Annotated in this window: 14 protein-coding genes; 5 read left to right on the forward strand and 9 right to left on the reverse strand. The window is 45.3% G+C overall.

The window, feature by feature from the left end:
* Positions 1 to 252 precede the first annotated feature (252 nt).
* Positions 253 to 954, reverse strand: coding sequence for a phosphoribosylformylglycinamidine synthase subunit PurQ (gene purQ / locus QT979_RS24370; protein WP_333311935.1), 702 nt, complete (start codon positions 952 to 954; stop codon positions 253 to 255).
* Positions 955 to 1,274: 320 nt separating this feature from the next.
* Positions 1,275 to 1,559: a phosphoribosylformylglycinamidine synthase subunit PurS gene (gene purS / locus QT979_RS24375; protein WP_333042010.1), complete on the reverse strand. Its 285-nt coding sequence runs from the start codon at positions 1,557 to 1,559 to the stop codon at positions 1,275 to 1,277.
* A 143-nt stretch (positions 1,560 to 1,702) separates the two neighbouring features.
* On the opposite strand from purS, the gene QT979_RS24380 reads away from it, so the two are divergent.
* Positions 1,703 to 2,095 (forward strand): Fur family transcriptional regulator, encoded by a 393-nt coding sequence (locus tag QT979_RS24380; protein ID WP_333216460.1) that lies wholly within the window; start codon positions 1,703 to 1,705, stop codon positions 2,093 to 2,095.
* Between the two features lie 440 nt (positions 2,096 to 2,535).
* Here the strand turns inward: QT979_RS24380 and QT979_RS24385 are convergent, their stop codons facing one another.
* From QT979_RS24385 to QT979_RS24395, 3 genes are all read right to left on the reverse strand, one after another.
* Positions 2,536 to 4,746 carry a peptidase domain-containing ABC transporter gene (locus QT979_RS24385; protein WP_333311936.1) on the reverse strand — a complete coding sequence of 737 codons (2,211 nt, stop codon included), beginning with the start codon at positions 4,744 to 4,746 and terminating at the stop codon, positions 2,536 to 2,538.
* 135 nt (positions 4,747 to 4,881) lie between these two features.
* Complete coding sequence (locus tag QT979_RS24390) at positions 4,882 to 5,064, reverse strand: hypothetical protein (protein WP_333166282.1); 183 nt, start codon at positions 5,062 to 5,064, stop codon at positions 4,882 to 4,884.
* A gap of 169 nt (positions 5,065 to 5,233) precedes the next feature.
* A complete protein-coding gene (locus tag QT979_RS24395; RefSeq protein ID WP_333311937.1) occupies positions 5,234 to 5,461 on the reverse strand; it encodes a secretion protein HlyD in 228 nt (75 codons plus the stop codon).
* Between the two features lie 334 nt (positions 5,462 to 5,795).
* On the opposite strand from QT979_RS24395, the gene QT979_RS24400 reads away from it, so the two are divergent.
* The 4 genes from QT979_RS24400 (at position 5,796) to QT979_RS24415 (ending at position 11,088) form a co-directional block, all read left to right on the forward strand.
* A complete protein-coding gene (locus tag QT979_RS24400) occupies positions 5,796 to 6,911 on the forward strand; it encodes an HlyD family efflux transporter periplasmic adaptor subunit (RefSeq protein WP_333216473.1) in 1,116 nt (371 codons plus the stop codon).
* 190 nt (positions 6,912 to 7,101) lie between these two features.
* A complete protein-coding gene (gene trpS / locus QT979_RS24405; protein ID WP_333216471.1) occupies positions 7,102 to 8,112 on the forward strand; it encodes a tryptophan--tRNA ligase in 1,011 nt (336 codons plus the stop codon).
* A 162-nt stretch (positions 8,113 to 8,274) separates the two neighbouring features.
* Positions 8,275 to 9,165: a methylenetetrahydrofolate reductase gene (locus tag QT979_RS24410; protein WP_333216469.1), complete on the forward strand. Its 891-nt coding sequence runs from the start codon at positions 8,275 to 8,277 to the stop codon at positions 9,163 to 9,165.
* A gap of 258 nt (positions 9,166 to 9,423) precedes the next feature.
* Positions 9,424 to 11,088 carry a mucoidy inhibitor MuiA family protein gene (locus QT979_RS24415; RefSeq protein WP_333216467.1) on the forward strand — a complete coding sequence of 555 codons (1,665 nt, stop codon included), beginning with the start codon at positions 9,424 to 9,426 and terminating at the stop codon, positions 11,086 to 11,088.
* A gap of 91 nt (positions 11,089 to 11,179) precedes the next feature.
* Here QT979_RS24415 and QT979_RS24420 read toward each other — a convergent pair whose 3' ends face one another.
* The 4 genes from QT979_RS24420 to QT979_RS24435 form a co-directional block, all read right to left on the reverse strand.
* On the reverse strand, positions 11,180 to 11,671 hold the full coding sequence (locus QT979_RS24420; protein WP_333216466.1) for a YajQ family cyclic di-GMP-binding protein: 492 nt from the start codon (positions 11,669 to 11,671) through the stop codon (positions 11,180 to 11,182).
* A 189-nt stretch (positions 11,672 to 11,860) separates the two neighbouring features.
* Entirely contained in the window at positions 11,861 to 12,277 is a 417-nt protein-coding gene (locus QT979_RS24425; protein ID WP_333216482.1) for an MAPEG family protein, read from the reverse strand.
* A 15-nt stretch (positions 12,278 to 12,292) separates the two neighbouring features.
* Positions 12,293 to 12,796: a DNA recombination-mediator protein A gene (locus QT979_RS24430; RefSeq protein ID WP_190744281.1), complete on the reverse strand. Its 504-nt coding sequence runs from the start codon at positions 12,794 to 12,796 to the stop codon at positions 12,293 to 12,295.
* Between the two features lie 278 nt (positions 12,797 to 13,074).
* Positions 13,075 to 14,172, reverse strand: coding sequence for a phosphotransacetylase family protein (locus QT979_RS24435; RefSeq protein ID WP_333311938.1), 1,098 nt, complete (start codon positions 14,170 to 14,172; stop codon positions 13,075 to 13,077).
* Between the last annotated feature and the right edge of the window lie 535 nt (positions 14,173 to 14,707).

Below are 14,707 nucleotides of genomic sequence, written 5' to 3' on the forward strand. Positions count from 1 at the left end.
CTCTGGATATAGGTTCCCAGGCTGAGCCTGGGAACCAGTTAAAGCTTGTCAAGAACAGGCAGGATGGCTGTTCCACAGTAATTATTGGAGATGTCTATTTGTAGATGAATTTAATCTGTTGTGGAACAGGCATCTTGCCTGTTGATTTTGGGCGGGCAAGATGCCCACCCCACAACAAATTTAATCTACTGTGGAACAGGCATCTTGCCTGTTCATAAAATTATAGACACCCCAAATATCGACAAATATCGACTACAAAACAGCAGCAACACTTGCCATTAACAACCCTTGAAATAATTTTATCCCATCAGTTTCGCCCAAGATCGGATCGGATGCCCGTTCAGGATGCGGCATCATTCCTAACACATTGCCCGCCCGATTGCAAATACCGGCAATATTATTTAACGAACCGTTGGGATTCCCAGCATCGCTAATTTTGCCCGCCTCTGTGCAGTAGCGAAACAGCACTTGTTCGTGGTCTTCTAACTCTGCTAATGTATCCGCATCAGCATAATAGTTGCCTTCACCATGGGCGATCGGCAAATCGATGATTTCACCGGAAGTATAAGCCGCAGTCCAACGAGTATTACCGCGTTCGACTTTCAAAGAAGCGCGATCGCAAATAAAATTTAATCCCGCATTCCGCACCAGAGCACCTGGCAACAAACCAGCTTCAGTCAACACCTGAAAACCGTTGCAGATGCCTAATACAAGCTTTCCTTGTTTAGCGTGTTCCGCAGTAGCCCGCATCGCCGGAGAAAAACGGGCGATCGCGCCGCACCGCAAATAATCTCCATAACTGAAACCACCGGGAATTACAATGATATCAATATCCGAAATATCGGTATCTTCGTGCCAAATCATGCGAGTTGGTTGGTGGAGTAACCCTTGAGTCACCCATACCACATCGCGATCGCAATTTGAACCCGGAAAAACAATAACTCCAAATTTCATAAGCTGAAGGAAGAAGGAAGAAGGAAGTTCGGCAACGGATTATGTAACGGATGTAACGGATGTAACGGATGTCAGGAAGAGGTGTCAACATAAGACTAAAATCTTATGTTTTTCTCCCTTGTATCGAAGTCTCGATCCCCCTAAATCCCCCTTAAGAAGGGGGACTTTGAGTCGTTGTAGTTCTTGTGTTTTTAACGAAGACTTTGAATGCTCTTGTCCCCGCTTTTTAACAAAGACTTTCAAAACCCTCTTGTCCCCCCCTTATTAAGGGGGGTTAGGGGGGATCTCCGGCTTTAAAAACACCCTACGGGCGATCGCATTTATGCCGCCGCTGTCTCCACAGCAACAGGAATTTCAGTCAAATCAAAGCGATAATTTTCAATCACTGGATTAGCCAAAAGTTGGTCGCAAACGCGATCGAGTTGTTCGCGGGCCTCCGACTCACCAGCAGCAGTCAGCGTCAATTCAACGTACTTCCCGATTCGCACACGCTCAACATTGTCGTATCCCATGTGTTGCAAACCAGACTGTACGGCAGTGCCGGCGGGATCTAAAACCGAAGGGCGGAGGGTAACATAGATTTGGGCAAGATATTTCTGAGTCACGGGAATGTTGCGGTAGGTGATGTGAAAGTTAGCCCCATTGTATTCTACAACCGAGCTGCGCGCCGATCGCCATTTGGTTCGCCCAAGTAAGATAGCCTAGAAACAGGGACTGATTTGACTCTAGCAGATTACACAAAAAAATTATGAGAACCAACCGCACCCGCAGTCAGGAGCGTATTTTACACTTGCTCAAGCACTTGAATCGATCGCTCTCAGCGCAAGATATTTACTTAGAACTGCGTAACAGCGACCACAGCATGGGCCTAGCAACAGTTTACCGCTCCCTCGACGGTTTAAAGCGAGAGGGGTTCGTTCAGGTCAGAACGCTTGCTAGTGGAGAATCTCTCTACGGTGCCGCCCACCAAGACCAACATCACTTAACTTGTCTGGAATGTGGCACCTCCATTACGATCGACGAATGCCCCGTCCACCACTTAGAAAGCCAACTACAACAATCTCATTCTTTCAAGATTTATTATCACACTTTGGAGTTTTTCGGATTGTGTGATCGATGTACTTTGGCTCAAGAATCTTAGGATCGCGAATTAAATAACTTACAATTTTAATTGTTATTGTGGGATGGGCGTCCCGCCCGTCCTTTTTGGACGGGCGGGACGCCCATCCCACTTTCAAGAGTGGAAGTTATTTAATTCTCATTCCTTAGAGAAGTTATTAGTCATGAGTGATCTCAATTCCGGTTGTACGAGCGAAATGATTGTTGACTGTTGACTGTTGAGTGTTGACCGAAAGCATCCAGGATACAAGCCCCCGGATTCATTCCGAAAGCAGACTCAGGACCCAGAAATAAAAAACTTGTCTCCGATGAAACTTGCCCCCCGAATTTATCCGTGGGGTCAATGCTTCAATTCTTTAATCTTTAATCTTTAATCTAAAATCGATTGACTCGGTGTCGAACCGCGCAGCCGGGTGTTGTTTGTGTCGCGACAGATTTCAACCTGTCGTTTTATTAACTCGTTCAAGGATGCAAAAACTCTAAATGGTCTCCTGGAATCGATCGCAATTTTGCAGCAGACCCTTGCAGTTTCAATCGGCCGCGTTCTAACATGATAATCCAATCGGCGCGATCGATCACTCGCGGTCTGTGACTGATAAAAATCGTCGTTTTCCCGTGCCGGTACATCAACAAATTTTCTAAGACTTCCGCTTCGCTTGCGGGGTCAAGCCCTGCGGTAGATTCGTCTAAAATCAATACGGGAGGGTTGTTGAGAATTGCGCGGGCGATCGCCAATCTTTGTCTTTGTCCGCCAGAAATATTCGCTCCAAACTCGCCTAAAACAGTTTGATATTTATCAGGCAATTGGCTGATAAATTCATCCGCCCCCGCAATTTTGCAAACTTTAACAATCTGTTCAAAGCTGATATCTGGACTGCCCAAACGAAAATTTTCGAGAATCGAACGGCTCCAAAAATGCGCTTCTTGAGGAACCAATACTACCTGCTGTCTGAGACTGTCGAGAGACAAATCCTGCAAGTTGTAACCGCCAATTCTAATATTACCAGATTGCAGCGGATACAGACCAGCAATTACTTTAGCTAGCGTACTTTTTCCGCAGCCGGAATAGCCGATCAAAGCAATTGCTTGACCGCCGGGAAATGTGACAGAAAAATTTTCCAGCAAGTCAAGTCTACCGGGGTAGTGAAAATTAACACTCTTGCAAACAATACCGTCGCGGTCTTGAATAGTTACAAAAGGTTTATTCGTATCGTCTTTAGTTTCCGGTTCAGCATCGATAACTTCCGACAGCCGTTGAGTAGCTGTCTGCACGCGAGTCATCTCATCAGTAAATCCTACTAGCGAATTTACCCAAGTAGTAACATTTTGATTCATGCTAATAAACGCTAGCAACTGACCTATACTCAATACCTTGTCAATCACCAAACCGCTACCAAGCCACAGCAGAGTAATGCTGCCAGCAGAGGCAACAAAACCTGAAAATATATTGTTGAGAATGCCAATTTGTGTAGTGCGGAAAGTGAGCTTTGCTAAGCGACCGAAGCGGGTTTGAAATTCTTCCCAAAGTTGCTGACCGCTGGTAGTAGTTTTGACCGTCAGCGCACCTTTAAAAGTTTCTACTAAAACGCCTTGAGTTTCTGCTTCCAGTACAAATAAACTGCGCGTTTTTTGCTGCAATACGGGCAGAAATACCACTGTAGAGGCAGTCATTAAGAGAGCTATAGCTGTAGCTGCCAAAGTCAGCTCTTTGCTGTAAAATAACATAAAAATAAAAGAAACTACAGCTATAAAAAATTGACTAGGCAAGCTGATAGCGGCTTGAGAAACTAATTTATTTATTTCTTGGATATCTTGTAATCTACTGACGATTTCGCCACTGCGTCTGGTTTCGTAAAAGCTCAAAGGCAATCGCAGGAATTTGCGCGCAAATTCCATCACCAATCCCAATTCTAAGCGCTGGGAAAACTGAGCAATTAAGTTCGACTCTACCAATCCTAAACTGCTGCTAAAAAGGTTCATAACTATAACTGCGATCGCCACACTCGCCAGGAGTTGTCTGTCGCCCCGCACCAGGATGTCGTCGGTGAGCAGTTGAACGAGAAAAGGCGAAGAAATCGACAGCAAACCCAACACCACATTCAGCAAAAATGCTTCCATTAAAATCGGGCGATAAATCCCAATCCGGCGCATCCATTTTTGTAAGGAATTGGCGGGCGGTTGGCCCTCTGCGGCCGCAAAAAACCGCTCAGCATCGGGTTCTACTAGCAAGCACAGCCAATCTGTCCAACCTGCTGCTAATTCTTCTTTGGAAACATAGCGTATACCGACAGCGGGATCGCCGATCGCATATTTGTCGCCCTGCTTTCCGTACAAAACAACCCAGTGATAACCGCTCCAGTGAATAATTGCCGGTAAAGGCGCTTCCTCAATTTGGTCTAAAATAGCAGCCGCGGCTCGCACCGATCGAGCATTAAAGCCGATCGCCTCAGCACCTTGTTTCAAGCCCAGCAGAGTCGTCCCTTTTTGACCGGTGCCTGCACATTCTCGCAAGCGGCTAATAGTAAAATTTTGTCCGTAAAATTTCGCGATCGAAGCCAAACAAGCCGCCCCGCAATCTTCTTCGCTCTGCTGGAGAACAACCTGATATTTCTTAAACCTGTTAACTTGTCCGAATAATGGCATTTTGCCGATCAAAGGGATGTTCTTTAACATTTTGCAAAATGAATAATGGTAGAGCATAAAGAAGATTACTCATCACCAACTACCCAATCAGCAAAAAGCACCCATAAAGTTATGGGTGCTTTCTCGATTCCACAGTTATAGATCTGAATTGACTAGCACTAAAATTTAGTAGTAGGCGTAGCGGACTACTCTTCTGTATGAACCGTCGCAATTCCGGCGGTACACGACCCAACTGCGCCGCTGCCGCTGACAATTGTATCGATTGGCATAATAGTAACCGCCGTTGACGCTAGCTGATTCTTCAGGGGTGAGTTCAGCAAACAGTGAATTGTCCTTTGCTTCTTTCATGATTTGACTCCGTTTAACTTAATAAAATTGAAGGGAAACTAGAAATATTATTTAATTTCTAGATTCTTGTGTAAATACTGAGTAATACTTCTTGTAGTCCTGTACGACATCCGGAATACTACGGATAAATTTTCAAAATTCACTTTATCGCACAACTTGACTCAGCTATCTAAACCACTAGGGTTTTGTAACCGCGATCGCGGCTCGGATCGTACAGATAAAGCTGGCTAGGCTGCGGCAGGAAAAACAGCATAGTGAGACCCTCGCGGCTGCTGTTATCCGTCTTGCTGTTGCTTTTAGCACCGCTAACACCGCTGGTAATGTTGCCACCGTTGACAGTAGCAGATTCTCCATCGGTTACTTCGATGAAGAGTGAAGCTGGTTGATTTTTTGACATAAATAACTCCTATTAATACCTATGTACTTACTTACTACCTACGCATACAGGAAAAACCCGGTAACAGTGCCAAAACTCATGGTGGAAACGCCGTATTTTCAGGACTGTAGCCCGCTGGCTTCACTCCTTTTCATATTTGGCGAAGTTTGTGGGTGGGAACGGCAAAGCTGTGCGGATTTTTACCTTTACCCTGTGAATTTTGATTTAGACTTCTAAACCGGTACTTGGTTTCCGGAAAGCTGATCATAAAAGTGACAAAACAAATCAGCGATTTCTCCCTCCTCTCCAACTCAAAACTCCAAACTCCAAACTATACCCCTCTCCCCCAGCCGCCATGTCTCTGACTCCCGAAGCCACACCCGCTGAAACCTTTGATAACGACCAGTTTTTGCCCCCTGTCAGCCGCTGGACGACTTTGGGTGGCATTTTGATGGTGGCGACCTTTGGCGGGGTGATTGCCCTCGCTAGCGTCACCAAATACAGCGCTACAGTCAAAGCAGACGCGATCGTCCGTCCAGCCGGAGAAGTGCGCGTCGTGCAAGCCGCCACCGAAGGAACCGTCGAAAGCATTGCTGTCAGCGAGAATCAGACAGTAAAAGAAGGAGATGCGATCGCAGTTGTAGATTCTTCGCGTTTGGGCGCTCAACAACAGCAGTTACAAGAAATCATTAATCAGTCTCAAACAGCAGCACAGCAAATCAACCAGCAACTGCGCGACTTAGAAAACCAAATTTTGGCCAGCGCTCAATTTAAAAGCATCGAAAGTGAAAGTTCCGCCCAACAGGAATTAATCGAATCCGCTTTAGTTAAATTCGCCACATCGCTGCCGGATGTCGCCGAGAGACTGGGCCGAAGTCGGCGGGTTTTGCTCGTCAAGCGATCGTCCATTCAACAACAATTAATTCAAGCTAAAAAAGAACTCAATCAAATTGAGTTAAAACTAGAAAATAGCGTGATCCGCACGCCCACGGATGGTACAATTCTCAGATTGGAAGTACGAAATACTGGTCAAACCGTACAAGCCGGCAGTGCGATCGCCCAAATCGTGCCCAGCGACGTACCCCTGGTAGTCAAAGCCAAGGTGACATCCCAAGACATCGCCCGCATCCAAATCGGCCAACCCGTACAGATCAGGATTTCGGCTTTGCCTTTCCCCGATTACGGCACATTAAAAGGAACCGTCAGCGAAATCGCCCCAGATGCGATCGCCCCTCAAAATCCCACTAATAATTTAGGTACAGCTTATTACGAAGTGGCAATTAAGCCTGAACAAACTTATTTAACAAAACTCAAATCCACCAACGGTCAATTCTTCGGAAACTCCCCGGCTAATGTGCCCCGCCAGTATTTGATTCAATCGGGAATGGAAGGCAGAGCCGATATTATTACGGGCGAAGAAACTGTTCTGACATTTATTTTGCGGAAAGCAAGGTTGCTGACAGATTGGTAATTGGTCAGTTGTCAGTTGTTAGTTGTCAGTTGTTAGTTGTTAGTTGTCAGCAGTTAACAGTCAGCAGTCAACAGTCAACAGTCAGCAGTCAGCAGTCAACACTCAACAGTCAACCGCCAGAAAATTAGAGGCTCTGAAATTGAAATAACGTGTCAATATAGAAATGTGAGTTCAATTCTATTCTTTCCTCATGGGCAAACAGCGCGTTCTTTCTGGAGTTCAGCCAACCGGCAATCTTCACCTCGGCAATTATCTCGGTGCCATTCGCAACTGGGTAGAAAATCAAAGTCAGTACGAAAATTACTTCTGCGTAGTCGATTTGCACGCAATTACCGCACCGCACAATCCAGCAACTCTCGCCTCCGACACTTACACGATCGCCGCACTGTATTTAGCTTGCGGCATCGACTTAGAATATTCTACTATTTTCGTGCAATCCCACGTCTCGGCGCACACAGAACTAGCATGGCTGCTCAACTGTATTACGCCGATTAACTGGCTCGAAGATATGATTCAGTTTAAAGAAAAAGCAATTAAACAAGGTGAAAATGTCAATGCAGGCTTGCTAAATTATCCCGTGTTAATGGCAGCAGACATTTTGCTTTACGATGCCGACAAAGTGCCAGTGGGAGAAGACCAAAAACAGCATTTGGAACTCACCCGCGATATTGTCATCAGATTAAATCACCAATTCGGCACATCCGAAAAGCCAGTATTGAAACTTCCAGAACCGTTAATTCGGCCTGACGGTGCGAGGGTGATGAGTTTGACAGATGGCACGCGCAAAATGTCGAAATCTGACCCTTCCGAACAAAGTCGAATTAATTTATTGGATTCGCCAGATGCGATCGCCAAAAAAATCAAGCGCTGCAAAACCGATGCCGTGCGGGGTTTGACATTTGACGACCCCGATCGCCCCGAAGCTAGAAATTTGCTGACACTTTATCTCCTACTTTCCGGCAAATCTAAGGAAGAAGTAGCAGCGGAGTGTGAAAACATGGGTTGGGGAGATTTTAAACCCTTGCTGACAGAGACGACAATTAATGCCCTCAAACCAATTCAGGATAAATACAAGGAAATAATGGACGATCCGGGATATTTAGAGTCTGTACTACGTCGCGGAAGAGAACAAGCAGAAGCTATTGCGAATCAAACTCTAACTAAGGTTAAAACAGCTTTCGGTTATTCTCTGCCTAATTAGTCTTCCTTCTTCCTTCTTTTTACTCTGAACAAATCATGCAAAGCGTAGCCGAAGGGAAGTAAGTCGAAGGGTTTTGTTCCTTCACCCTCAGAAGGAACCCTCGATAATTAATCCGTGTATCCGTGTCAAAATCAGTGTCGTGTCTTCTTCCTTGGAATAACTATGAACCGTTTTCGCACAGCCTGCACCACCCCCGGAGAATTTATAATTACCGCCGAAGTTGCCCCACCAAAAGGCGGCGACATAACTCACACGATTCAAATGGCTGAACGCCTCAAAAACAGAGTTCACGCCATTAATGTCACAGACGGAAGTCGCGCAGTGTTGCGAATGTGTCCCCTAGCAGTTTCGGCGATTTTAGTGCAGCACGGAATTGAGCCAATTTGTCAAGTTGCTTGTCGCGATCGCAATCAAATTGGTCTGCAAGCTGATCTCATGGGAGCCCACGCTTTAGGCATACGCAATATATTAGCACTTACAGGTGATCCCGTCAAAGCGGGCGACCATCCTAAAGCAAAAAGTGTATTCGACTTTGAATCAGTACGACTGTTACAAGTCATTCAAAAAATGAACGGCGGCTTAGACTGGAATGACAAACCTTTAACAGACGGATTTACTGATTTATTTGTCGGTGCTGCCGTCGATCCGCAATGCCCCAGTTGGTCTGGTTTGCAAAGTCGATTTGAGAAAAAAGTAGAGGCTGGAGCACAGTTTTTTCAGAGTCAATTAATTACCGATTTTGAAGTTTTGGATAAGTTTATGCACCACGTTGCTGCAGGCTGCAACAAGCCAGTTTTAGCAGGAATATTTTTGTTTAAATCAGCTAAAAATGCTGAATTTATTAAAAAATACGTGCCGGGAGTTCACATCCCACAAGAGACGATCGATCGTTTAGCAAAATCTCCAGAACCATTGCAGGAAGGCATAAAAATTGCTGCCGAACAAGTCAAGCTAGCGCGGCAGATTTGTCAAGGAGTTCACATGATGGCCGTCAAACGAGAAGATTTAATTCCTCAAATTTTGGATTTGGCAGGAATCGAGCCACTGAGCTAAAATTAACCCACGGGGCGGGTTTTATCAACTATTAATGCCTAACATTAACGATCTCATAAACCTGCCCACCCCCGCGCTAGCATTTTGAACATCAAACTGTAGGGGCAGGTTTGACCAACTATCAATGTATAAAACTAATGATCTCGTAAACCCGGCCCCCCCCGTTGTAGATAATCCAATAACTTCTGAGTTTGATTAATAAACTACTTTGCAAAATGCACGATCGACTAAACGGTTATTAAATAGGAGCAACTAACAATGACTGACTCAGAAATACTTAATTCTGATACCATTAAAACACTAAATACTAGCATATCCAAAGTTACAGTTTACACCGATCGCGCTTTGGTGACGCGTCGCGGTACGGTATCTCTGATGGGAAACGAGCAAGAATTGGCGATCGCCTCTGTACCCGCAACTCTCGAAACAGAGTCAGTCAGGGCCACGGGTGCGGGTACAGTTGCAGTGCGATTGCTGGGAGTGCGAACCGAAACAGTATTTAGCACCGAACCAGTGGGCGATCGCACTGCCGAATTAACCCAACAAATTCAAGAGTTACAAACCCAAAGACGGGGAATTAACGACAAAATAACCGCCCGGAAAATTCAACTCAAATTTGTGGAAGGTTTGAGCGAAAAAAGCGTTGGTTTCTTTTCCAGTGGCATCGCCAAACAGCAGGTAGGTTTAAACGACACTGGCGAATTGCTCAACTTTTTAGGAACTAATTACCTAAAATATGTAAGTGCGATCGCCCAACACGAAAAACAGCAGCAAGAATTAGACAATCAAATAGAAGCTTTACGGCAGCAGTTGTGGCAAGTACAAAGTCCCGATTCCCAGCAAAGTTTTAACATCATTGTCGCCATCGAACCAAGTGGCAGCGGCAATTTTGAACTAGAAGTTTCCTATGTAGTAAGGCGAGCAAATTGGACTCCCCTTTACGACTTGCGAGTCAACACTACCAACAACCAAATTAATCTCAATTACCTAGCCGAAGTCAATCAAAATACAGGGGAAGATTGGACGGGAGTAGCGCTGACTTTATCCACAGCTAAACCCGGAATGGGAACTTTGCCACCAAAACTCCAACCCTGGTTTATCGATATTGTTCACCCAAGATCAGCTCGATCCCGACAAATTTTGATGAAACCCACCCGAGCGACTGCGGGAGCAGAAATGGAAAGAGACTATATGGAATTAGAGATGGAAACCGAGGCACAATTTGCAATGATGGCTGGGGACGGTGCTGCTGCCGCACCCGAATCCATAGCAGCTCAAACCGCGATCGCACAAGTATCGATAGAAGGCGGCACTGTGTCATTTCAAGTAGGCGGAAATACCAACATTCCCAGCGACGGCACGCCGCACAAAGTCACTATTTTCAGCGAAAATTATCCGTTTAAACCTGAATATATAGCCGTCCCGCGATTAGTCAGTTTTGCCTATTTGCAAGCAGTTGTTGTAAATCCGCTGACAGGTGCAACTCTTCTGCCCGGTAAAGCAAATATCTTTCGCGATAACACTTTTGTCGGCAGTGTGCAGTTAGAAAATGTTTCCCCCGGCCAAGAATATAAAGTTAATTTAGGAATTGATGAACGGTTAAAAATAGAGCGGGAGTTAGTGGAAAGACAAGTAGATAAAAAACTGATCGGCCAGCAGCGGCGCATGAGTTACGCTTATCGCTTAAATGTGACTAACTTGCAGCAGGTGCAGGTACACCTGACACTAAAAGAGCAATTGCCAGTCAGCCGCAATGAACAAATTAAAGTGCGATCTACTCTCACTAATCCGAAGATAGTAGCAGGTGAAATGGGGCTGCTAGAATGGATAATGTCTCTGCCGCCGCAAGCAAAGCAAGAGTTATATTACCAGTTTGTGGTCGAACATCCTCCCGACTTAACAGTCACGGGTTTAGATATTTAATATTAAGTCGATAAAAACTTGTTTGAAGTCAGGACTTTAGTCCTGATTGGTCACCACGTATGAGGACTGAAGCCCATAGAAACTATCCAATTTAGCGGTAATTTGTAAACTGCAAAGCCACGGGATAATCTTCTTGCTTCAAGCGTTGAATTACCAACTGTAAATCATCCTTATCCTTAGCAGAAACGCGCACTGCATCACCTTGAATCGAGCCTTGAATCTTTTTAAACTCATCTCGAATTAATTTAGTAATTTTCTTGGCAATTTCCTGGTCAATCCCTTTTTTCAGTTTGATTTCTTGGCGTACTCTAGTACCACTAGCAGCTTCAATTTTCCCATAATCAAAAATTTTCAGAGACAAATTGCGCTTGGCGGCTTTAGTTTGCAAAACAGTGTGAATTGCATCGAGAGTAAATTCGCTGTCGGTATTGACAGTAATTGCTTCAGCGCCCAATTCTACAGTGGTTTTGGTATCTTTCAAGTCGTAGCGGCTTTGAATTTCTCGCGTTGTTTGGTCAACAGCATTGACTAATTCTTGGCGATCGAAATCGCTGACAATATCAAAGGAATAACTAGCAGCCATAAATTAGTAATTTGTAATGGGTAATAGGGAATTGGGCATTGGGCATTGGGCATTGGGCATTGGGCATTGGGCATTGGTAATTGGTAATTGGCCAAACACGGCATTAGCCAAACACGGCATTGGGCATTAACAACTAACCAATAACTAATAACCAATAACCAATAACCAATAACCAATAACTACTGACAATTAGCTATTAACAGTCATCAAACTGAAATAGAATAAAGAAACAGTGCAAGAAGAACTAATCGCAAACATGAGCGATCGCCCCAGCGGCACATTCAGAATATAGAAAACCGAAAACAACAACCGGGCGATCGTAAAAGCGATCGCAGCCCAACCTGCCGGTTCCGAATCTACCCCCGTCACAAAAGCCATCAAAGCCGCGGCTGAAAACAGCATAAACGTCTCAAACGAATTTTGGTGAGCCCAAGTTGCCCGTTGAGCGTAAGCAGGCAACCTCTCAAACATAGCGCGGGGGGCTGCTTGATCGTAGCCTAGCTGCAAGCGGGCGACGGCAACCACCAAAAACGGTGCGTAAACCAGCGCAGCCGCAGCAGCAATACAATCAAGCAGAATAACCGACACAGGCAATCCCAACAGCATCATCCGCCTCGCAGTTCAATCAAAATAGAACAGAGTAACTACCTTGCGCTGTTCCTCCGCATCCTGGCAAGTTTTCAGCAAAGTGTGGCTTTCGTGAAAAGCAAAACAGATCAGTTGCTGGCAGCGAGAAATAATCTCCTGATTGCACATGGCGCTTGCTTCCGGGAGAGACAAGCTATCATTTTTGGGATTTTCTACCAAATGTATCACTTGTTCGAGTTGGTCGCGAGACTCCCGGGGCTGGCGACTCATACTTTGTGGCAAAATCACCGTCAGCAGATTAGGATCTGCTCGCATTGCCCCCCGAATTGCGGCTGAATTGGTGCCTGTAGCGCCAGAAGTGATGAGCTGATTGCCTCCCAGAACTATGGCGTAGCTCAGCATCTCAATTAGCTGCTGGTGGGTAATAGGAACGTGGCGAGAACCCAAAAGAGCAATCCGCTTGGAGCCGGTTTGCTGGATCGCCGCAAGTTCTTGTAAAAAATCATCTACTCTGGGTAGCTCAATTGATTGACTCAAAGAATTTATTAAATTAAATAAAACTACGTTGTGGATTTTAGCAGACTCACTAGCCATTGCCGCCAAAAAGAAGTTAAGAATTGCTGATTTACCAGATCAGACTAGAGGAGCGGCTGATTTGAGGAAGCCAGAAGGCAGAATGTCTCAAGACATTCGGCAGCCGGAGTTCAAGGTAGAATTCAAGAAAAATTGAGAATTTAAGAATTTTAGCTTTTTATTTATTTAAACAAAAAATTCTCTCTGCTGAATACCTTCTTCCCTCAGCTCCGGCTCTCTTATTAATGGACTCGATCGCTCAGGCCCAAGGATGCCATCATGCCATCAAGATCAAAATGTTCTGCCATTAGCTGAGTAACGCATTCCACCTTGATCGGTTCGTGCAGGCGCACGCTGCCAAAGGTGCTGTCGATAATTTCCACCGTGGTTAAGGTATCCAAATCAACAGACAAAACCGGAATTTCCATTTCTTCTGCCCTGCCAATCACCAGGGGAGAAGGAGGCAAGTGGCCTGTCAAAATTAAGCACTGAGTCGAGCTTTCCAGAGCCGCTAGCTGAATGTCCGTGCGATCGCCCCCCGTCACCACCGCCATATTTCTCGCTTTGCGGAAATACTTCAGAGCAGAACTAACATTCATCGCGCCAATTGTCAAGGTTTCCACCATCAAGTCCAAACGGTCTTTACGGCAGAGCACATCAGCTTTCAATTGGTGCACCAATTCTTTGACGCTGACACTTCGCAGCAAAGCACTTCTCGGCAACATTCCCAAAACTGGAATACCCGCAGCCTCCAGAAAAGGCCGCACAGTCGCCGTTACGGATTCGAGTTTGTCCGAGGGAACGTCATTGAGTACCACCCCCAGCAACCGCGAACCCAAACGCTGTTTAGCCGACAGCAAATCGTCTACATACAGATCGATCGGGCGGGCTACCAACAACACAGAGGCATCAACTGCCTCAGCGACTTGAACCAAAGACAAGTCAAACAGACTGCCTTCCTCCAAATTAGCTGGGCCTTCTAACAGCACCAAGTCTCCGCTGGGAGCTTGCAAATATTGTGCTAAAGACTGGCGGTAATCTGCCTTGTCTTCTCCCCGCAAACGCTTGTGAACCGTCTCTTCATCCAAATACAGCAGTGTTGACGGCATCTGACTTTCTGAGAGCTTCAGCGTCTCTACCGCGAACCGCACGTCTTCCTCCTCGATCCCAGCTCCTGGCGAGCTGAAACAGGTTCCCAGAGGTTTGCCGTAGGCGACGGCCAGCCCCTTGTCCCGGAGTCCGAGTGCCATCCCCAGGGCGATGGCAGACTTGCCACTGTAAGCTTTTGTGGAACCGATCAGCAAATATTTAGTCAATTTGGGTACGCCTTCAATCCTCAATTTGCACCTGTCTATTTCAATAAATTTAGTTTTTCAACAGTATTTCTGAACTGCGACTCAATTTAGCAATACTATATTATACTCGATTTTGTCGCTTTTGCGCCGATCATTTTTTTGATTGAAACTTTTATTCACCTGTTGGCAACCCTTTTCTTCGCCTTTTTTTTCACATTGTTTGTGAAATTTGGGGTTTTCTTATATTTTTTATACGCCGCTTTTGACAATTATTCATATACCGTGATTGCTTTAATAACCGTTTTTTGTTCGTGACAATTTTCCTAAAAGATTATTGCTTAGTTTAGACCTGGCAATCGAGCAGTTAAAAACAAAAACAACACAGTATAAATATTGATAAAAAACTTTGATCCCGGCAAAAGGATTGTCAGGAGAATTAACGGCATATTTCTATTGATAAAATACAGGTATTCCGTAGGTAGAAAGCACGGTCTGTGTCCTAAAGACATCTCCAAAAACAATTAAAGCCTTTGTGTAACTAGGCTGTATGACGTAAATGCAATCATCCTAAATTAGCGAC

It is taken from the genome of Microcoleus sp. w2-18bC1 (assembly GCF_036700365.1).
GTDB lineage: Bacteria > Cyanobacteriota > Cyanobacteriia > Cyanobacteriales > Microcoleaceae > Microcoleus.